The 18,241-nt window shown below is 72.8% G+C and carries 17 protein-coding genes and 3 pseudogenes; 9 read left to right on the plus strand and 11 right to left on the minus strand.

Annotated elements, in window-relative coordinates:
- Positions 1-5 precede the first annotated feature (5 nt).
- Positions 6-1,025 (plus strand): aldose epimerase family protein, encoded by a 1,020-nt coding sequence (locus tag CCZ36_RS08810; protein WP_069738533.1) that lies wholly within the window; start codon positions 6-8, stop codon positions 1,023-1,025.
- A gap of 25 nt (positions 1,026-1,050) precedes the next feature.
- Here the strand turns inward: CCZ36_RS08810 and CCZ36_RS08815 are convergent, their stop codons facing one another.
- The 4 genes from CCZ36_RS08815 to CCZ36_RS08830 form a co-directional block, all read right to left on the minus strand.
- The gene (locus CCZ36_RS08815) at positions 1,051-1,659 is read right to left on the minus strand and encodes a LysE family transporter (protein WP_069738541.1); all 609 of its coding nucleotides are present in this window, start codon (positions 1,657-1,659) and stop codon (positions 1,051-1,053) included.
- Entirely contained in the window at positions 1,656-2,477 is an 822-nt protein-coding gene (locus tag CCZ36_RS08820; protein WP_069738534.1) for an EI24 domain-containing protein, read from the minus strand. The genes CCZ36_RS08815 and CCZ36_RS08820 overlap by 4 nt, the downstream gene beginning before the upstream one ends.
- Before the next feature lie 85 nt (positions 2,478-2,562).
- Entirely contained in the window at positions 2,563-2,991 is a 429-nt protein-coding gene (locus tag CCZ36_RS08825; RefSeq protein WP_069738535.1) for an organic hydroperoxide resistance protein, read from the minus strand.
- Positions 2,992-3,099: 108 nt separating this feature from the next.
- Positions 3,100-4,119, minus strand: coding sequence for an NADP-dependent oxidoreductase (locus CCZ36_RS08830; protein ID WP_069738536.1), 1,020 nt, complete (start codon positions 4,117-4,119; stop codon positions 3,100-3,102).
- A gap of 130 nt (positions 4,120-4,249) precedes the next feature.
- Between CCZ36_RS08830 and CCZ36_RS08835 the strand changes: the two genes are divergently transcribed.
- Positions 4,250-4,681 carry a MarR family winged helix-turn-helix transcriptional regulator gene (locus tag CCZ36_RS08835; RefSeq protein ID WP_069738537.1) on the plus strand — a complete coding sequence of 144 codons (432 nt, stop codon included), beginning with the start codon at positions 4,250-4,252 and terminating at the stop codon, positions 4,679-4,681.
- 16 nt (positions 4,682-4,697) lie between these two features.
- Here CCZ36_RS08835 and CCZ36_RS08840 read toward each other — a convergent pair whose 3' ends face one another.
- Positions 4,698-5,642, minus strand: a complete 945-nt coding sequence (locus CCZ36_RS08840; RefSeq protein WP_128817401.1) for an SCO2400 family protein — start codon at positions 5,640-5,642, stop codon at positions 4,698-4,700.
- A 124-nt stretch (positions 5,643-5,766) separates the two neighbouring features.
- On the opposite strand from CCZ36_RS08840, the gene CCZ36_RS08845 reads away from it, so the two are divergent.
- From CCZ36_RS08845 to CCZ36_RS08855, 3 genes are all read left to right on the plus strand, one after another.
- Positions 5,767-6,336, plus strand: a complete 570-nt coding sequence (locus CCZ36_RS08845) for a hypothetical protein (RefSeq protein WP_128817402.1) — start codon at positions 5,767-5,769, stop codon at positions 6,334-6,336.
- Positions 6,337-6,472: 136 nt separating this feature from the next.
- Entirely contained in the window at positions 6,473-7,510 is a 1,038-nt protein-coding gene (locus tag CCZ36_RS08850; protein ID WP_069742372.1) for a rod shape-determining protein, read from the plus strand.
- Between the two features lie 149 nt (positions 7,511-7,659).
- Positions 7,660-9,051, plus strand: coding sequence for a sensor histidine kinase (locus CCZ36_RS08855; RefSeq protein ID WP_206515798.1), 1,392 nt, complete (start codon positions 7,660-7,662; stop codon positions 9,049-9,051).
- A 91-nt stretch (positions 9,052-9,142) separates the two neighbouring features.
- Here CCZ36_RS08855 and CCZ36_RS08860 read toward each other — a convergent pair whose 3' ends face one another.
- The gene (locus CCZ36_RS08860; RefSeq protein ID WP_006124231.1) at positions 9,143-9,574 is read right to left on the minus strand and encodes an Lrp/AsnC family transcriptional regulator; all 432 of its coding nucleotides are present in this window, start codon (positions 9,572-9,574) and stop codon (positions 9,143-9,145) included.
- A gap of 117 nt (positions 9,575-9,691) precedes the next feature.
- Here CCZ36_RS08860 and CCZ36_RS08865 point away from each other — a divergent pair, with 117 nt between their 5' ends.
- The 3 genes from CCZ36_RS08865 to CCZ36_RS08880 all read left to right on the plus strand — a co-directional run bounded on the left by CCZ36_RS08865 (position 9,692) and on the right by CCZ36_RS08880 (position 14,277).
- On the plus strand, positions 9,692-10,924 hold the full coding sequence (locus CCZ36_RS08865) for a nitrate/nitrite transporter (protein WP_128817403.1): 1,233 nt from the start codon (positions 9,692-9,694) through the stop codon (positions 10,922-10,924).
- A gap of 319 nt (positions 10,925-11,243) precedes the next feature.
- Entirely contained in the window at positions 11,244-12,737 is a 1,494-nt protein-coding gene (locus tag CCZ36_RS08875) for an acyl-CoA synthetase (protein WP_069736641.1), read from the plus strand.
- Positions 12,730-14,277, plus strand: coding sequence for a carboxyl transferase domain-containing protein (locus tag CCZ36_RS08880; protein WP_128817404.1), 1,548 nt, complete (start codon positions 12,730-12,732; stop codon positions 14,275-14,277). Before CCZ36_RS08875 ends, CCZ36_RS08880 begins: the two co-directional genes overlap by 8 nt.
- A gap of 18 nt (positions 14,278-14,295) precedes the next feature.
- On the opposite strand, the gene CCZ36_RS08885 is transcribed toward CCZ36_RS08880, so the two are convergent.
- Positions 14,296-14,916 carry a TetR/AcrR family transcriptional regulator gene (locus CCZ36_RS08885; RefSeq protein ID WP_128817405.1) on the minus strand — a complete coding sequence of 207 codons (621 nt, stop codon included), beginning with the start codon at positions 14,914-14,916 and terminating at the stop codon, positions 14,296-14,298.
- Positions 14,917-15,019: 103 nt separating this feature from the next.
- On the opposite strand from CCZ36_RS08885, the gene CCZ36_RS08890 reads away from it, so the two are divergent.
- Positions 15,020-15,760, plus strand: a complete 741-nt coding sequence (locus tag CCZ36_RS08890) for an SDR family NAD(P)-dependent oxidoreductase (protein WP_069736638.1) — start codon at positions 15,020-15,022, stop codon at positions 15,758-15,760.
- A gap of 15 nt (positions 15,761-15,775) precedes the next feature.
- Here the strand turns inward: CCZ36_RS08890 and CCZ36_RS08895 are convergent, their stop codons facing one another.
- From CCZ36_RS08895 to CCZ36_RS36895, 4 genes and pseudogenes are all read right to left on the minus strand, one after another.
- A complete protein-coding gene (locus tag CCZ36_RS08895; RefSeq protein ID WP_128817406.1) occupies positions 15,776-17,041 on the minus strand; it encodes an MFS transporter in 1,266 nt (421 codons plus the stop codon).
- Positions 17,042-17,175: 134 nt separating this feature from the next.
- Positions 17,176-17,406: pseudogene (locus CCZ36_RS08900) on the minus strand (VapC toxin family PIN domain ribonuclease); the annotation flags it as partial.
- Positions 17,357-17,815: pseudogene (locus CCZ36_RS08905) on the minus strand (GNAT family N-acetyltransferase); the annotation flags it as partial. The pseudogenes CCZ36_RS08905 and CCZ36_RS08900, both read right to left, overlap by 50 nt.
- Before the next feature lie 136 nt (positions 17,816-17,951).
- Positions 17,952-18,080 (minus strand): annotated as a pseudogene (locus tag CCZ36_RS36895) (IS256 family transposase); the annotation flags it as partial.
- Positions 18,081-18,241: the final 161 nt, after the last annotated feature.

The following is an 18,241-nucleotide window of genomic DNA, read 5'->3' on the forward strand; positions in this document are numbered from 1 at the left end:
GGTCGATGACCATGACCATCGGCACGGGCACGGACACGGCGGTACAGGCTGAGGACTTCGGCGCGCTCGCGGACGGGACGCCCGTCCGCCGGTGGACGCTGGAGCGGGACGGGGTCCGGGTGCGGGTCCTGACGTACGGCGCGATCGTGCAGTCGGTGGAGACGCCGGGCCGGGACGGCTCCCGGGCCCCGGTGGCGCTGGGGCTGCCGGATGTCGCGGGGTACGAGGAGTTCCCGGGCCCCTACTTCGGCGCGGTCGTCGGGCGGTACGCGAACCGGATCGGAGGCGCGTCCTTCGTCCTGGACGGGCGTACGCACCGGCTGACGGCCAACGAGGGCGACACCCATCTGCACGGCGGGGCCAGGGGCTTCGACAAGCGGGTGTGGGACGCGGTGGCGGTGCCGGGCGGGGTGCGGATGTCCCTGGTCTCGGCGGACGGCGACGAGGGGTATCCGGGGCGGCTCGACTTCTCGGTGACGTACACCCTGGGTCCCGGCGGGGAGTTGGTGCTCGACCACCGGGCGGTGACCGACGCGCCGACCGTGCTGAACCCGACCAGCCATCTGTACTGGAACCTGGCGGGCGCGGGCAGCGGAAGCGCGCTGGGGCAGCAACTGCGGATCGCGGCGGGGCACTTCACCCCGGTGGACGGGGCGTCGGTGCCGACCGGTGAGGTGGCGTCGGTGGCCGGGACCCGGTTCGACTTCCGTCGGACGCGGGCGGTGGGCGCGGGGTACGACCAGAACATGGTGCTGGAGGAGGGGGCGCGGGGCGGGGACGCCGTCGCCGCCGAGCTGTACGACGCCTGGTCCGGGCGGGTGCTGACCGTACGGACCACCGAGCCGGGGCTCCAGCTGTACACGGCCGACCACTTCGACGGGCGGCCGTTCGGGCCGTGCGCCGGGATCGCGCTGGAGACCCAGCACTTCCCCGACTCGCCGAACCGGCCGGAGTTCCCGTCGACGGTGCTCCGGCCGGGCGAGGAGTTCGCCTCGCGCACCGTGTACGCGTTCTCGGTGCGCTGAGGACCCGCTCTCTGCCGCGCTCCGTTCAGCGGGCCAGGCCCAGGGTGACGCCGAGGCCGACCAGGACCGAGCCGATCGAGCGGTTCAGCGCCTTCTGCCGGCGCAGCATCGCGCCGCGCAGCCGGGAGTGCGAGAAGAACAGCGCGACCAGGGCGAACCAGCCGAGGTGGGCGGCGGACATGAACAGTCCGTACCCCGCCTGCTGCCACAGCGCGGTGTCGGGGCCGACGACCTGGGTGAAGGTCGCGACGACGAACAGGGTCGTCTTCGGGTTGAGCGCGTTGGTCAGGAAGCCGCTGCGCAGCGCCCCGGACCGGGAGAGCCCGGGCCGGTCCGACAGGTCGACGTCGAGGTCGGCGCGGGCCAGGAAGGTGCGCACCCCGATGTAGATCAGATAGGCGGCTCCGGCCAGCTTGACCGCGGTGAACAGGGCGGTCGAGGAGGCGATGAGCAGCCCGACGCCGAGCATCGTGTACGTGACGTGGACCAGGACACCCCCGGCGACGCCGGCGGCCGCGAGGACGCCGGTGGTGCGCCCGTACAGATAGCTGTTGCGGACGACCATGGCGAAGTCGGCGCCCGGGGAGACGACCGCGAGGACGGTGATGGCGGCGACCGCCAGCAGCTCGGTCACGCGGACCACGCCCGGGGTGCCGGAGCGTCACCGCTGTCGGCGGTGCCGGGACCGGGGTCCGGCTCCGCGTCCGGAGCCGGATCCGGGTCCACCAGGTCGCGGGCGAGCAGGGTGGCCCCGGCGACGGCCCCCGGCATCAGGAACACCGCGACGAACGGGACGAGGAAGGACAGGACCAGCGGGACGCCGAAGCCGAGCGCCAGCATCCGGCGGCCGCGGAGCAGGACGAGGCGGTCCTTGAGGACCATGCCCCGGCGCTGGAGGGCGACGGCGGTCAGCTCCTCGGACAGGAAGTAGCCGGAGACGCAGAAGCCGATCGCGGGGACCACGGTCTGCCCGACGACCGGGATGAAACCGCAGGCGAAGAGGATGATCCCGTACAGGGCGACGCGCAGCAGGATGCGTACGGAGTCGCGGGCGGAGATCCACAGCTCCCGCCAGAGCGGCAGGCCGGACTCGGGGACCTCGCCGCCCTCGCTGCGGTCGACCTCCTCGGAGAGCGATTCGTAGAAGGGCTGGCCGACCAGGAGGGTCACGGCGGTGAAGGTGATGACCGCGAGGAACAGGCCGAGGACGAAGACGAGCGCGGTCAGCCCGGTGCGCAGGAGGCCCTGCCAGGGCGAGGACCAGTCGTCGGCGAACGGGGTCGCCCAGCCGACGAGGTCGTCGGCCCCGTAGCCGAGTCCGACCAGGGCTCCGGCGTAGACGACGAGGGTGACGAGTCCGGGCAGCAGCCCGAAGCCGAACCACCGTCCGTGCTGGGCAACCCAGCGCTGCCCCTTCATCAAGTAGCCGAATCCTGCCCCGAGATCGCTCATGGGCGTCAGCGTACGACGTGCGGAACGGCCGCGAGGACCGTACCCCTGGCAGGAGTGCGGTCCTCGCGTGTGGAGTCCCTGACGGTCAGGCGACCGAGAGCTCGACCTTGATGTTGCCGCGGGTGGCGTTCGAGTACGGGCAGACCTGGTGGGCCTTCTCGATGAGCGCCTGCGCGGTGGCGGCGTCGACGTTCGGGATGGAGGCGCTGATCGCGACCTCCAGGCCGAAGCCGCCGGCCTCGGTCTTGCCGATGGAGACCGAGGCGGTCACGGTCGAGCCGGATATGTCGGCCTTCTCCTGGCGGGCGACGACGCCCAGCGCGCCCTGGAAGCAGGCGCTGTAGCCCGCCGCGAAGAGCTGCTCGGGGTTGGTGCCCGCGCCGCTGCCGCCCAGGGCCTTCGGCGGGTTCACGACGACGTCGAGCTGACCGTCGTCGGAGGAGACCCGGCCGTCGCGGCCGTTCTCGGCGGTGGCCACGGCGGTGTAGGCGACGTCGATCTTCTGGATGGTCATGGTGTGACGATTCCTCCGGTTGGTGCGCCGCGACTCGCGCCCACGATCGCGACGGCCTGCGGACGAGCCTAACGCGCGGTCGATGCCCGGCGAACGGCAGGAGGCGGGTCAGACCAGGGAGACGATCATCTTGCCGGTGTTCTCGCCGCGCAGCAGGCCGACGAAGGCGTCGTACCCCTTCTCGATGCCCTCGACCTTGGTCTCCTGGAACTTCAGCTCGCCCGAGGCCAGCCAGCCGGCGACCTCCTGGACGAACTGCTCCTGGAGATGGGCGTGGTCGCCGACGAGCATGCCCTGGAGGCGCAGCCGCTTGCCGATGATGAGCGCCATGTTGCTCGGACCGGGGGTCGGCTCGGTGGAGTTGTACTGGGCGATCATGCCGCAGATGGTGGCGCGGCCGTGCACGTTGAGCGAGGAGATCGCGGCTTCGAGGTGCTCGCCGCCGACGTTGTCGAAGTAGACGTCGATGCCGTCGGGGGCGGCCTTCTTGAGCTGGTCGCGGACCGGCCCGTTCTTGTAGTTGAACGCGGCGTCGAAGCCGTACTCCTCGACGAGGAGCTTGACCTTCTCGTCGGAGCCCGCGGAGCCGATGACCCGGGAGGCGCCCTTGAGCTTCGCCAGCTGGCCGACCTGACTGCCGACGGCCCCGGCCGCGCCGGAGACGAAGACCGCGTCGCCCTCCTTGAAGGAGGCGACCTCGAACAGGCCCGCGTAGGCGGTGAGTCCGGGCATGCCGAGCACGCCGAGATAGGCGGAGAGCGGGGCGATGTCGGGGTCGACCTTCACCGCGTGCTTGGCGGGCAGGTCGGCGATCTCGCGCCAGCCGAGACCGTGCAGGACGTGGTCGCCGACGGCGAAGCCCTCGGCGTTCGAGGCGATGACCTCGCCGACCGCGCCGCCGTCCATGGGGTGGTCGAGCTTGAAGGGCGGGGTGTAGGACTTCACGTCGTTCATCCGGCCGCGCATGTACGGGTCGACCGAGAAGTACTTGTTCCGGACGAGGATGCGGCCTTCGGCCGGAGCGGCCACCGCGGCCTCACGCAGCGCGAAGTCCTCGGCCTTGGGCCAGCCGTGCGGGCGGGCGACGAGGTGCCATTCGCGGCTGGACGTGGGAAGTGCTGCAGACATGGGCTCGGGTTCTCCTCAATGTCCTACGGGGGTGAGCCTCCGCGCCGCACGGCACGAAAAGCTTCATGACATGAAACAACCATGCTCCTGAATATTTCAGGATGTCAAGTAAATCGGTACGCTGTCGTCCATGGCCACTCGCACAGACCCCCTGACCCTCGAGGTCGTCGAACTCATCGGCGCCGTCGTGGCGCGCTACCACGAGGAGTACGACCGGGCCGCCGCCGAGCACTCCCTCACGGGCGCGCAGGCGCGGGTGCTCGGGGTGCTCTCGCTGGAGCCCCTGCCGATGCGGAAGATCGCCGTCAGGCTGAAGTGCGAGCCCTCGAACGTCACCGGCATCATCGACCGGCTGGAGGCCCGGGGCCTGGTCGAGCGGCGGCCCGATCCGGCCGACCGGCGGGTGAAGCTGGCCGCCGCGACGGAGCAGGGCAGGCGTACGGCCCGTGAGCTGCGGGACGCGCTGGACTTCGCCCGGGAGCCGCTGGCCGGGCTCTCCGACGACGAGCGCACGGTGCTGCGGGATCTGCTGCGTCGGATGCTGGGAGAGGACAGCCCGTAGGCGCCGCGCTCACTGCTTACGCGCACCACCACAGGAAGCGGGTGCAGGTCGGGGACGGGGTCGGGCTGGGCGTCGGCTCCGCCGGGGGCGGCGGGGGTGCGGGCGCGGTCGTCGGCTCCTCCGGGTCGCCCGGGTCGCCCGGGTCGCCCGGGTCCGGCGGGTCGGCGGGCGGGCTGCCCGGGGCCTCGGACGGGTCCGCCTCGTCGGGGTCCCGAGGGGCGGTGGGCTCGTCCGTGGTGGAGGCGTCGGGGCTCGGCGAACCGGACGGGACCGGGCTCTCGCTGCGGGCGTCCGCCGGTTTCTCGTCCGTGCCGGGGCCGGTGGCGTCCCCGGTCCGGGAGCCGGCCGGGCCGGGCTCGCGGGGTGCGTCGGCGGAGGTCTCCGCGGGCGCGGGCTCGTCCGGGTCGGCCGGCGCGTCGCTGACGTAGTCGGCCGCGGTGTCGTCCCGCCCGGGCTCCAGGGCCAGTTCCGCCAGGCTCAGGGCGCCCGCCGCGAGGAGCAGCCCGAGCACCCCGAGCAGCACGGTCCGGCCGCGCCGCCGGTGGCTGCCGCGGGCCCGCCGCCGGGAGCCGGGGCGGGGCTCACGGGCGGCGTCACGGCGGGGCTCCCGGTCGGGACCGCGAGCGGTGCCGCGCCCGGACACCCGGTCGGAACCGCGGGCGGCGGCTTCGCGCCGGGCGCCCCCGCCGGCCTCGCCCGTCCGGGGCGCCCCGCCGGCCTCGTTCCGGGACGTCCGTCCGGGTTTGCGGGCGGCGTCACCCCGGGACCGCCGGGCGTCCCGCCGGGTGCGGCGGGGAGCGTCGTCCCCGTCGACGGGGACGTCCGCGCCGTGCCGCCCGGCCGGGGCGGGACCGGCGGTCCCGGGCATCGCGTAAGGGCCCAGCGCCTCGGCGGGCGTACCGCACCCGGCGCAGGCCAGGGCTCCGTTGAGATGCCGTCGGCACGGGTGGCAGTAATCCATGGCGCCCGCAGGTTAGGCGGGCGCGGAACAACCGGGGAAGCCACCCAGGTGAGGATCGTGTGAGGAAGCCGGGATTCCGGGGACAGCCGGTCCGATACGCCTGACACGCGGGAGGATGGGCGGCATGAGCACTCCCGACCCCTTCGGCCCGCTCCAGTTCCAGCTCGTCCTGCTGCGCCGGATGGCCGACTTCCAGCCCGGCCTGGTCGAGGACGCCCGGCACGAACTGAGCGCCTCCCTCGCCGACCTGCGGGAGGCCAACCGCCGCTGGCAGGCCATGGTGCGGGCGCCCCGGGGGCGGGGAGCGCTGCGGCGCTACCGCTCGGTCCTCGGCGAACCGGAGCTGATCCTGCCGCGCCGCGTCGGGGACCTGGAGTGCGAGGCGCTGCTGTGGCCGGTGCCGCTCTGGCCCGATCTGCGGTTCGAGGTGATGGCCGGACCGGGCGGCGCCGTCTGGAACGAGTGGCTGGTCCGGGCCCCGGGCGCGGCGGGCCCGGGGCTCACCTCCGTAACGGATCTGCTCCCCTGGTCGTGCACCGTGGACGAGGCGGCCCGCGCCTTTCCTCCGGCCCGGCCGATGGAGGGCAGCGCTCCGACCCGGTGGGCGCTGGCCGTCACGGATCCCGAGTCCGGCCGGGAGCGGGTCGCCGAGTTCACCTGGGGCCTGTTCCAGCGGCTGCTGCCGAGCGGGTGAGCTGAAGAGGCGTCAGCTCCTGCTCCCCTTCCGGCGCATCTCAACGCGCGCGACGGCCCGGTCGGCGTCAGAGTTGTCGAGAGAGATACCGGCTGCCGCCGGTGCCCCCTCCATCCGCGCGCTCGGGAGAATCGCCGTGACCGTCAGCCTTGAGCAGTTGCAGCGTTGCCATGTCGCCGTCGACCTCGGGGCCGCGAGGACCCGGGTGTACGTGAAGGGGCTCGGGCTCGTCGTCGACGAACCGAGCGTCGCCGCCGTCAACACCCGTACCGGCTCCCTCATCGCCGTCGGCGCGCTCGCCGAGCAGATGACCGGCCGCACCCCGGAGTACATCCGGGTGGCCCGCCCGGTCTCCGGCGGGACCGTCGTCGACATCGAGATGGCCCAGCGCATGCTGCGTCATCTGCTGGGCGACAAGCTCCGCCGCCAGTTGCGCCGCAAACCCCGGCTGCGTGCCGCCGCCTGCACCCCGCACGAGGCCGATCCGCTGGCCCAGCGGGCGACGGTGGAGACCCTGGTCGGGCTCGGCGCCCGCCGTGTCGAGCTGGTGGACACTCTGATCGCGGCGGCCGTCGGCTGCGGGCTGCCGGTCGAGCAGCCGACCGCCACCATGATCATGGTGTGCGGGGCCGCCACCACCCAGATCGCGGTGCTCTCGCTCGGCTCGATCGTCACCGCCGTGCGGATCCCGGTGGGCGGCAACGCGATCGACGAGGCGATCATCCAGTACCTGCGTCAGCACCACGAGCTGCTGCTGCCGAGCCAGTCCGTGCGCCCGCTCCAGCTGGCGCTGCACGGCAACGGGCTCCAGCTCACCGGTCCCGCCCTCACCGACATCCACGGCCGCGACGTGGCGACCGGCCTGGCCCGCACGGTGCAGGTCGACACCGCCGCCGTACGGCAGGCCATCAACACCCCGCTCACCGCGGTGCTCGACGGCGTGGGCAAGGTCCTCCGCGACTGCCCGCCGGACCTGGTCGCCGACCTCGCGGACCGCGGGATCATGATGGTCGGCGGCAGCGCGCTGCTCCCGGGCCTCGACCAGATGCTGCGGGACGCGACCGGGATGCCGGTGCACATCGCGGAGCGCCCCGACGTCTGTTCGGTGCTCGGCCTGGGCGCGATGCTGGACGGCAAGATCCAGCCGATGGTCCTCAACCCACTGGCGGGGTGAGCGCGTCGGCACGGACGCCCGGGACCGTGGAGCCGGGACCGGCCGACACCGGACCGGCTCGGTCCGGACCGGCTCGGCCTGAACCCTCTCAGCCCGGACCGGCCGAGTCCGGACCGGCCGAGCCCGATGCCGCCGTCGGGCGGCTGCCGATGCTGCTGGAGGCCGTCCTCAGCGTCGGCAGCGATCTCGATCTGGGCTCCACCCTCCAGCAGATCGTGGAGACCGCGACCGCTCTCACCGAAGCCCGGCACGGCGCGCTCGCGGTGCTGGAACCCGACCGGGACCGGATCGACGCGCTGTACACCACCGGAGCGGCGGAGGTGGAGGTGGAGCGGAGCCTTCTTCGGGAACCGATCCTGGTGCACACCGAGGTGTTCGGCCACCTCTGCGTCGGCGGGAAGCGGCCGGGGCCGTTCACCGACACGGATGCGGGCCTGCTGCGGGTCCTGGCCGCCCAGGCGGGCATCGCGATCGGCAACGCCCGGCTGTACGGGACGGCCCGGCAGCGCGAGCGCTGGATCGCGGGCGCGGCGGCCGTCACCACGGCCCTGCTGACCGGGACCGACGCGGCCGACGCACTGATGACGGTGGCCGAGCAGGCCCGGGTGCTGGCGGATGCGTCGGCCGGGGTGATCCTCCAGCCGACGGAGGAGGGCGGGATGGAGATCGTCACCGCCTCGACGCCGGACGATCCGGCGGGCATCGTCGGCACGGTGATCGAGCCCGGTTCACCGGTGCTCGTCCAGTTGCTCGGCGGCGAACCGGTCTTCATCGACGACTCGGCCACCGACCCCCGGATGACCACCGGCGTACGCTCCCGCTTCGGGCCGAGCATGATGCTGCCGTTGCAGAGCGACGGGCGGCTCATCGGCACCCTCGCCCTGCCCCGGCGGCGCGGCGAGCGCCCCTACACGGATCTGGACCGGCTGCTGGCGACCCAGTTCGCCTCGCAGGCGGCGCTCGCCCTGGTGCTGGCGGACGCGCAGGCCGACCGGGAGCAGCTCGCGGTGTACGAGGACCGCGACCGGATCGCCCGTGACCTGCACGATCTGGTGGTCCAGCGGCTCTTCGCCACCGAGATGATGCTGGAGTCGACCCGGCGGCGCGCGGCTTCGGAGGAGGAGAGCGACGTCCTGCTGGGGCGGGCCGTGGACGAGCTGGACTCCACCATCCAGGAGGTTCGCACCGCCATTTTCGCCCTTCAGCAGCCGCCCACCGCCGCCCCGAGCACCTTCCGGGGCCAAGTGCTGCGGGAGACCGGGGGCGCGGCGGCCCTGCTGGGCTTCCCGCCGTCGGTGCAGTTCACCGGGGCCGTGGACGCGCTGGTGGGAGAGGAGACGGGACGGGAGCTGCTGGCGGCACTGCGCGGGGCGCTGGCCGCCGCGCACCGCAGGCCCGGGGTCTCGGCCATCGAGGTGGAGGTGGACGCCCCGGTCCGGCTGCCGGACGGGCGGAGCGGGGTGCGGCTGGTGGTCGCGGACGACGGGCGCGGCGAGGACGACGGCCGGCCGACGACGGTGACCTGGCAGGCCCCGGTCTGATCCCGCGCCCGGCCGGCGGGCCCCGGTGCTCCGGGGCCGGCCGACCGGAGAGGGGCCCCAGTGCTCCGGGGCCGGCCGGCGGACGAGGGCCTCAGTGCTTCGGGGCCGCCCGCAGCGCGACCCGGGTGTTGGAATGGGCGACGCCCGCCTCCCGTTTCAGCCGGCGCAGCAGGCTGTCCAGCGCCCCCGGGTCGGCGGCGGTGGCCCGCAGCAGGTAGTCGTGGCCGCCGGTCACGTGCACCACCTCCGTGATCCCGGGCAGCATCAGCACCGAGCGTTCGAACTCCTCGTTGGTCGTGTCGAGGCGCAGCGTCACATCAATGAAGACGACCAGGCCCGAACGGGTGTCGGCGGCCGGGTCGACGATAACGGTGAAGCCCCGGATGACCCCGTCGCGGCGCATCCGGCGGACCCGGTCACCTGCCGCGTTGGCGCTGAGCCCCACGCGTACGCCCAGATCCCGGTACGAGATCCGGGCGTCTTCCTGGAGAATGCCGAGGATTTCCCTGTCCAGCCGATCCATAGGGCGATTGTCCCAGCTTGCGGCGATATTGGCTGAGGAAGCCCGGGACGGCCCGCTGTCGCCCGGTCGGCGCAGTCCGACGGGCCGTGCGATGTCCCGAGCCCTTGACTTGCTGGTGTGGACACCTCTGTCAAGCAGTCCCCCGAGCCACCCGCCTCCCCCGCCCCGGCGGCAGCGGCGCCGTCCCCGGCCGCGTACCGGAATCTGGTCCTGGCGACGGTCGGCTTCGCGCTGACCTTCTGGGCGTGGAATCTGATCGCGCCGATGTCCGGGGACTACAAGGACCGGCTCGGGCTCAGCTCGTTCCAGCAGTCGTTCCTGGTGGCCGTGCCCGTGCTGGTCGGGTCGCTGGGCCGGATCCCGGTGGGGGCGCTGACGGACAAGTACGGCGCGAAGCTGATGTTCCCGCTGGTCTCCGCGCTGACGATCGTGCCGGTGCTGCTCCTGATCCCGGCGAAGAACTCGTACGGGGCGATGATCGCGGTCGGCTTCCTGCTGGGGCTCGGCGGGACGACGTTCGCGATCGGCGTTCCGCTGGTCAACGCGTGGTTCCCGCCGCACAAACGAGGCTTCGCGCTGGGCGTGTTCGGGATGGGCATGGGCGGGGTGGCGCTGTCGGGCTACTTCACCCCGCGCATCGCGAAGCACGGCGACAATCTGCCCTTCCTGGTGGTGGCGGGGGCGCTGGTGGTGTTCGCGCTGGTGGCCGCCGTGCTGGTGACCGACCACCCCGGCCGGAAGGTTCCCACGGACACGCTGGCGCACCGGCTCGGCGAGGCCGGGAAGCTGCGGGTTACCTGGGAGCTGTCGGCTCTGTACGCGATCGGCTTCGGCGGCATCGTGGCGTTCGGGGTCTATCTGCCGACGTATCTGAAGACCTGGTACGAGATGTCACCGACCGAGGCGGGCACCAAGGCCGCCGGTTTCGCCCTGGTCACGGTGGTCTTCCGGCCGGTCGGCGGCTGGCTCTCGGACCGGATCCACCCGGCGGTGGTGACGTCGGTGGCGCTGCTGCTGGCCGCGCTGATGGCGATCGTGCAGGCCTTCGAGCCGCCGCTGGACCCGGTCGGCACGATCGCGCTGCTGGCCATGGCGGCCGGACTCGGCACCGCGAGCGGCAGTGTGTTCGCCCTGGTCTCGCAGGTGACGCCGCAGCCGAAGGTGGGCAGTGTGACGGGCATCGTCGGGGCGATGGGCGGGCTCGGCGGGTTCGTGCCGCCGCTGGTCATGGGCGCGATCTACAGCGCGAAGGACAGTTACGCGATCGGTTTCATGCTGCTGTCCGATCTGGCGCTGGCGGGGTGTGTGTACGCGTACGGGCGGATGCGGACTGCCCAGCGCGAGGAGTGAGTCCCACCTGCGGGTGAACGGCCGCGTTCCCGCCGGAACGCGGCCGTTCGCCTGCGGGAAGGAGCGGCCCTCCCGCTGCTCGTGGCACCGGGAGATGGGCTGGTCGCCGCCCATCTCGCCGCCGCTGTGGCGGGATTCGTTCAGGGAGGGGAGTACGTGGACGGTGTCCCGGGAGGTGGAGCGGTAGTTGGACCACTCGTCGGTCCGGCTCCACGTGGCGGAAGGGGCGGACCCCCGGAAGTCCGACCTGGGGTGACGCTGCCCTCATCGGCCTCCGGGTCCTCGGCGAGACCGCCCCCGACGCCCTAGGCTTCCCGGCGTGACCCTCCTTCCCGCGCTCCAGTCCCCCGCCGGCCCGGCAGCCTCCCGGGAGGCCGTCCGTTTCGGTGCCCTCTCCCTGACCTACGGCGAGCTGGCCGCCGCCTCCGCCGCGCTCGCCGCCCGGATCGCGGACGCGGGTCGGGTCGCCGTCTGGGCCGCCCCGACGCCGGAGACGGTGATCGCGGTGGTGGCGGCGCTGCGGGCCGGGGTTCCGGCGGTGCCGCTCAACCCCCGTACGGGCGAAGGCGAGTTGGCGCACATCCTGGCCGACAGCGAGCCCACGGCCGTACTGGCGGGCCCGGACGACGAACTGCCCCCGGCGCTGGAAAAGCTGCGGCGGGTGACGGTGGACGCGGGGGCGGGCGAGACCGACGGCGAGGCGAGCGAGGCGCGCCCCGGTGTCCATGGCATCGGCGAGGCCGGCCCCGAGGACCCCGCCCTGATCGTCTACACCTCCGGCACCACCGGCCCGCCCAAGGGCGCCGTCCTGCCCCGCCGGGCCGTCGCCGCGTCCCTCGACGCGCTGGAGGACGCCTGGGGGTGGACCGGCGACGACGTTCTGGTTCACGCGCTGCCGCTGTTCCACGTCCACGGGCTGATCCTGGGCGTCCTCGGCCCGCTGCGGCGTGGCGGCTCCGTGCGCCACCTGGGGAAGTTCTCGCCCGACGGCGTGGCCCGTGAGCTGAGGTCCGGGGGCACGATGCTGTTCGGCGTACCGACGATGTACCACCGGCTGGCCGAGGTGCTGGACGGCCCGGCGTCCGACGCCGAACGGGACTCCCTGACCCGGGCGTTGAGCGGTGCGCGGCTGCTGGTCTCCGGCTCGGCGGCGCTGCCCGTGCACGACCACGAGCGCATCGCGGCGGCGACCGGGCGGCGGGTGATCGAGCGGTACGGCATGACGGAGACCCTGATGAACACGGGGATCCGGGCGGACGGCGCACCGCGCCCGGGCACGGTGGGACCGCCGCTCGCCGGGGTGGAGCTGCGTCTCGCGGAGGACGACGGCACGGTGCTCGACGCGCCCGGGGCGATCGGTGAGATCCAGGTGCGCGGCCCGAATCTGTTCACCGGCTATCTGAACCGGCCCGACGCCACGGCCGCCGCCCACACGGCGGACGGCTGGTTCCGTACGGGAGACGTGGGCACGGTGGACGCGGACGGGTACGTCACCATCGTCGGGCGCAAGGCCACCGACCTGATCAAGAGCGGCGGCTACAAGATCGGCGCGGGCGAGATCGAGAACGTACTCCTCGCCCACCCCGGGGTCCGGGAAGTGGCCGTGACCGGCGAGGAGGACCCGGACCTCGGCGAGCGTGTCGTGGCCTGGGTGGTCGCGACGGACCCCGACTCCCCGCCCTCCGCAGAAGAGTTGGCGGACCGAGTGTCGGCCCAACTGGCCCCGCACAAGCGCCCGCGCACCGTGCGCTACCTGGACGCGCTGCCCCGCAACGACCTGGGCAAGATCATGAAGAGGTCGCTCCGTGGCTGAGGAGAGCCGCGCCCGCGCGACGGCTCGCGAGGCGATCGCCCTGCTCACCGGTGCTGCGGGCTTCACCGAGCACCGCCCGCCGCCGCACCCCCTGCCGCCGGACGGCCCGCTCGGCTGGGCGGGGTACGACGCGGCGCGGGAACGTGCCTCGGCCCGGACCGGCGAAGAAGAGTCCGTGGTGTACGGCACCGGGGTCGTCGGGGACCGCGCGTGTGTGCTGCTCTCCCTCGAATTCGGCTTCCTGGGCGGCTCGTTGGGCCGGCGGACGGGCGACCGGCTGGCGGCCGCGTACGAGCTGGCCCTGACCCGCCGCCTCCCGCTGCTCGCGCTCGTCGCCACGGGCGGCAGCCGGATGCAGGAGGGCATGGTCGCACTCACCCAGCTCCAGCGGGTGGCCGCCGCCTCCACCCGGCTGCGCGCGGCCGGGCTCCCGCAGATCGCGGTGGTCCGCGACCCGACGACCGGCGGTGGCTGGGCCACGGTGGGGGCGGGCGCGGACGTGGTGCTGGCGCTGCCGGGCGCACAGGTGGGCTTCGCCGGTTCCCGGGTCCGTCCGCCGGGTGCCGACCCGTACGCGTACAGCGCCGAGGGCCAGTTCGCGGCGGGCCAGGTGGACGCGGTGGTCCCGGCCGACGAACTGGCCGCCACGGTGACGCACTGGCTGCGCGCGCTGGGGCCGCACGAGGATCTGCCCGCGGCGCCGGTGCCGCGCGCGCTGTCGGCGTCGGAGGCCGGGCCGACGGCTGGTACGGGGACGGGGACGGCGGTCGGCACGGGGACAGGGAAGGGGACGGGAGCCGGTACGGGAACGGTCGCGGGGTCGCCGTCGGCGGCCGGAGCCGGGTCGGCGGCGGATGCCGGTACGGGATCGGAAGCCGGCGCGGGATCGGCGGCCCCGCTTCCCGGGACCGGGCGGGAGGCGGTGGCGCGGGCGCGGGATCCGCGACGGCCGCGCGCGGAGGCGTATCTGGCGGACTACTTCGCCGTACGGCTCCCGCTCCACGGGGACCGCTCCGGCTCCACGGACCCCGGGCTGCTGTGCGGTCTCGGGCTGCGCGCGGACGGGCGGCCCGTGGCGTACGTCGCCCAGTGCGGTACGCCGACCCGCCCGGCCGGTTACCGGACGGCGGCACGGACGATCCGGCTGGCGGACCGGCTCGGCGTCCCCGTCCTGACCCTGGTCGACACCCCGGGCGCGGCCAACGACGCCGAGGCGGAACGGGCGGGCGCGGGCGCGGCCATCGCGGACACCTTCGCGGCGATCGCGGCGGCCCGGGTCTCGGTGACGACGCTGGTGATCGGCGAGGGCGGTTCGGGCGGGGCGCTGGCGCTCGCGGCACCGGACAACACCCATGTGACGGTGGACAGTTACTTCTCCGTCATCGCCCCGGAACTGGCCGCGGCGATCCTCAAGCGACCGCCGTCGGAGACGGGCGCGACGGCCGACCAGCTGCGGTTGCGCCCGCAGGACCTCGTGGACCTGGGCTTCGCCCGCTCGATCGTCGGCTACCGCCGACGAATCTCCGACTCAGGTCACTAGGCGCGACTCCGGCCCCGCTCATGGCCGCGGGGCCGCCTGTCGTACCAGGGTGTCCCAGAGGCCGACGGCCTGGTCCACGGTGGAGCGGAGCCGCTCCACGGGGACGCCGTCGCGCGCCTCGATCGAGAGCCCGTACAGGATGGTCGCGTAGAAGGAAGCGACGGATCGGACATCGGTCTCCGGCGCCAACTCACCGTCAGTGATGGCTTGTTCCAGCCTGTCCTCCAGCTCGGCGACCGTTCCCCGACGGTGGGCCGCCAGATGCTCGGCGACGCTTCTGTTCTGGTGGGCGCAGTTGGCGGCCGCGAGGACGATCATGCAGCCGCTGGGCGTGCCCGTGTCGGCGAACATGTCGATGTTGCCGCGCAGCATGGCTTCGACGGCGCCCCGGGCCGTCGGCTCCTCGCGCAGCGCGCGGGCGGTCGCCGAGCCGGTGGTGCTGCCGTAGAGCTCGACGGCCTCGCGGAACAACTGCTCCTTCGAACCGAAGGTGTTGTACAGGCTGGCGGAGTTGATGTTCATGGCGCCGGTCAGGTCGGTGAGCTTCGTGCCCTCGTACCCGAGCTCCCAGAACACCTCCATCGCGCCCCGCAGCGCCACCGTGCGGTCGAACGCACGCGGTCGTCCTCTTTCGGCCATATCCGCCTCCTCGTACGGGGGTTCGCACCACCCAGCCTGTCACGTGTGTATTTTTGGATCGTCCGACCTAAAAATAGCTCACACCGACGACGTAAGGAACGAGATGTCTCAACTCGCGGGCAGGGTGGCGTTGGTGACCGGAGGAAGCCGCGGCATAGGCGCCGCGACCGCTCTCCGGCTGGCGGAGGGGGGCGCGGACGTGGCGCTGACCTATGTGAGCGCGGCCGACAGGGCGGCGGAGGTCGTGGCGGCGATCGAGGCGCTGGGCCGCAGGGCGGTGGCCGTCCGGGCCGACAGCGCGGACCCGGCGGCCGTCGTGGACTCCGTCGGGAAGGCCGCGGCCACGTTCGGCCGGCTCGACATCCTGGTGAACAACGCCGGCATCTTCCCCTTCGGACCGATCGAGGACGTGACCCTGGCCGAGATCGACCGCACCCTCGCCGTCCATGTGCGGGCCGTCTACCTCGCGACCCAGGCCGCCCTCCCCCACATGGGCCACGGCGGACGGGTCATCAGCATCGGGAGCTGCTGGGCCACCCACGTACCCGTGCCGAACGTGACGTTGTACGCGATGAGCAAGTCGGCGCTGGTCGGTTTCACCAAGGGGCTGGCGCACGATGTGGCGCCCAAGGGGATCACCGCGAACATCGTGGACCCCGGCCCCACGGTGACCGACATGAACCCGGCGGGTACGGACGTGGCCGAGGCGGAGCGCCTGAGGACGGCCGCGAAGGTCATGGGGGCCGACGTGGACATCGCGAACGCGGTGGCCTTCCTGGCGAGCCCGGACGCCCAGTGGATCACCGGCACCACGCTGGCGGTGGACGGCGGTTACACAGCCTGACGGCTCCTTCGTCCGCTACGGCTGCGGGTCACGGGCGTCGTAGCGGGCGAAGGCGCGCCACTTCAGCGCGAGCAGGGTCACCGCGGTCACGCACAGGACGCCGCCGCCGGTGACGGCGACGGCGGGCGAGGCGAGGTCGGCGACCGAACCGGCCAGGAAGTCGCCGAGGCGGGGCCCGCCCGCGACGACGACGATGAAGACGCCCTGGAGCCGGCCGCGCAGCTCGTCGGGAACGGCCGCCTGCAGCATCGTGTTGCGGAAGACCATGGAGACGGTGTCGGCGCAGCCGGCGAGGGCCAGGAACAGCAGTCCGAGCCAGAGGTTGCGGGTGAGTCCGAAGACGGCGATGGCGATGCCCCAGGAGCCCACGGCCAGCAGGATCGCGAGTCCGTGCCGCCGGATCCGGCCGAGCCAGCCGGAGAACACCCCGCCGAGCAGTGCGCCGAGGGCCGGAGCGGCGACGAGCAGCCCGGTGGTCCGCGCGTCGCCCCCGTACCAGAGGACGGCGACGGCCGGGAAGAGGGCGCGGGGGTGGGCGAGGACCATGGCGCACAGGTCGGTGAAGAAGGTCATCCGCAGGTTCGGCCGGGTCCCGAGGAACCGCAGCCCGTCCAGGACGGAGGCCCGCTTGCCCGCGTCGCCGTCCTTGCGGTCGGGCAGCATCGAGGGCATGCGCCACATCGCGTACAGAGAGGCGGTGAAACAGACGGCATCCACGCTGTACGCGGCCCGGTAGCCCCACCAGCCGACGATCAGCCCGCCCAGCATCGGGCCCACGAGCATGCCCGTCGTGCTGGTGATGGTGGTCAACGCGTTGGCGGCGGGCAGCTGTTCGGCCGGAAGCAGCCGGGCGATCATCGAGGAGCGGGCCGGGGCGTTGAGGGCGAAGCAGACGGCCTGGAGGGCGACGATGGCGTACAGCAGCCCGACATGCTCGACGCCGACGACGGTCGCCGCCACCAGGACGAGGGAGAGCCCGAACGACCCGGCGGCGCTGAACAGTCCGAGCTTGCGCCGGTCGACGGTGTCGGCGACGGCCCCGCCGTAGAGCCCGAAGACGACGAGCGGCACGAGCGAGCAGAACCCGATGAGCCCCACGGAGAACGCGGACCCGGTGATGTCGTAGACCTGGAGCGAGACCGCCAGCGCCGTCATGCCCTGCCCGATCCAGGAGACGGTGTTCCCGAACCAGAGCCGCCGGTAGTCGGGCGAGGTCCGCAGGGGCGTGAGGTCGGCGAGTATGTGGGTGCGTGGTGCACGCGGTTCGGCTGATTCGGTCACAGGGGATGGTAGCCGCGCCCCTTACCGGGGGGGCGAAGGGGGCCTGGGGCGGCCCATGCGTACGAGCCGCGATGGACTCGCCCAGCTATGCGGGCGGCCGGAGGCAGCAGCTCCCGTCGGGTTCCGGCGAAAAATCAGACGCGTACGTCTGGCTGCTGCACTTCCTTGAGGACCGCCGCCACAGCGGTGAAGTCCTTGTCCACGTGAAGCACCGTGTGACCATGATGGACGGCCGTCGCGCACACCAGAAGATCGATGGCTCCGGCGGCGCGGGGCTGCGCTCGCTGGGTGAGCTTGCACTGTGCGGTCTCGACCCAGCGCCACGCGCTCTTGGGGACCGGCGAGAGATGGCAGAGAGCATACAGCCGTCCGCGCCGTTCCATGCTGCTTAACGAGCTGGCGGATCCGTTCTTCGGCCCAGCTCAGCATGGCTGAGCCGATGCCCTGGCCGCGATGCCCGGGCAAGAGGTAGCCCCGGTGCAGGTACAGCCACGTATCGTCCCGCTCTTTCCACCACCGGATCGTCGAGTAGCCGACGACGCTCCCGTCGAGCACCACCAGGCTCTGGTTCTTGGACGGCTCCTCCAACTTGGCAGAAGCTTCGGCGATCTCGGCCGCTGTCCGGAGCCCTTCCACTACCGAATGGACATCGACCCGGTCCCGTTCAACACACCCCAGCCGCACCGCGGCCATGGCGCCGTGGTTTTCGTCGCCGCGATACGGTCGGAACCCGAGGCCGACCGGAAGGTCCTGTCCTGCCGTGCCGTCCAACATGACCGGATGTTCTCGAACTTCGAGGCAGGTCCGCCACCCTATTCACGCCGCGGTCGTCTGCGACCGTTCAACGAGCTGGCCGCGTTCAAAGCGGGCCCCAGCGCGGTCGAGGGCAACGAGGTGGGGTGCATTCACGGTCGCGGATATAGGAAATGCCTTCAGCCTCCAGAGCGGCGGCCGGCATCCGCCTCGAGCCCTCGCGGACGATGTGGTCGGTCAGAGAACCGGTCTCGGTCGTTCCATCGGCATCCACTACGCCCAGCACGGGCGTGCCTCCCAAACAACGGTGCAACGTCGGCCTACGCGATGACCAGAAGTCGATCGCTCGGGAAGGTACGCCCTCCGCGTCCAACCCGATTCCGATCCACAGGTCATGATCATTGCTCGGCTACGGCAGTCGGGGTGCGCTTGGCACCAGAAGGCGGG

It is taken from the genome of Streptomyces sp. S063 (genome assembly GCF_002832675.1).
GTDB classification, from domain to species: domain Bacteria; phylum Actinomycetota; class Actinomycetes; order Streptomycetales; family Streptomycetaceae; genus Streptomyces; species Streptomyces sindenensis.

What these genes read in the sequence shown, in the direction of transcription:
- CCZ36_RS08810 (WP_069738533.1), top strand. Translation starts at nt 6, where the DNA reads ATGACCATGACCATCGGCACGGGCACGGACACGGCGGTACAGGCTGAG.
- CCZ36_RS08820 (WP_069738534.1), bottom strand. Translation starts at nt 2,477, where the DNA reads ATGAGCGATCTCGGGGCAGGATTCGGCTACTTGATGAAGGGGCAGCGC.
- CCZ36_RS08825 (WP_069738535.1), bottom strand. Translation starts at nt 2,991, where the DNA reads ATGACCATCCAGAAGATCGACGTCGCCTACACCGCCGTGGCCACCGCC.
- CCZ36_RS08830 (WP_069738536.1), bottom strand. Translation starts at nt 4,119, where the DNA reads ATGTCTGCAGCACTTCCCACGTCCAGCCGCGAATGGCACCTCGTCGCC.
- CCZ36_RS08835 (WP_069738537.1), top strand. Translation starts at nt 4,250, where the DNA reads ATGGCCACTCGCACAGACCCCCTGACCCTCGAGGTCGTCGAACTCATC.
- CCZ36_RS08840 (WP_128817401.1), bottom strand. Translation starts at nt 5,642, where the DNA reads ATGGATTACTGCCACCCGTGCCGACGGCATCTCAACGGAGCCCTGGCC.
- CCZ36_RS08845 (WP_128817402.1), top strand. Translation starts at nt 5,767, where the DNA reads ATGAGCACTCCCGACCCCTTCGGCCCGCTCCAGTTCCAGCTCGTCCTG.
- CCZ36_RS08855 (WP_206515798.1), top strand. Translation starts at nt 7,660, where the DNA reads ATGCTGCTGGAGGCCGTCCTCAGCGTCGGCAGCGATCTCGATCTGGGC.
- CCZ36_RS08860 (WP_006124231.1), bottom strand. Translation starts at nt 9,574, where the DNA reads ATGGATCGGCTGGACAGGGAAATCCTCGGCATTCTCCAGGAAGACGCC.
- CCZ36_RS08885 (WP_128817405.1), bottom strand. Translation starts at nt 14,916, where the DNA reads ATGGCCGAAAGAGGACGACCGCGTGCGTTCGACCGCACGGTGGCGCTG.
- CCZ36_RS08890 (WP_069736638.1), top strand. Translation starts at nt 15,020, where the DNA reads ATGTCTCAACTCGCGGGCAGGGTGGCGTTGGTGACCGGAGGAAGCCGC.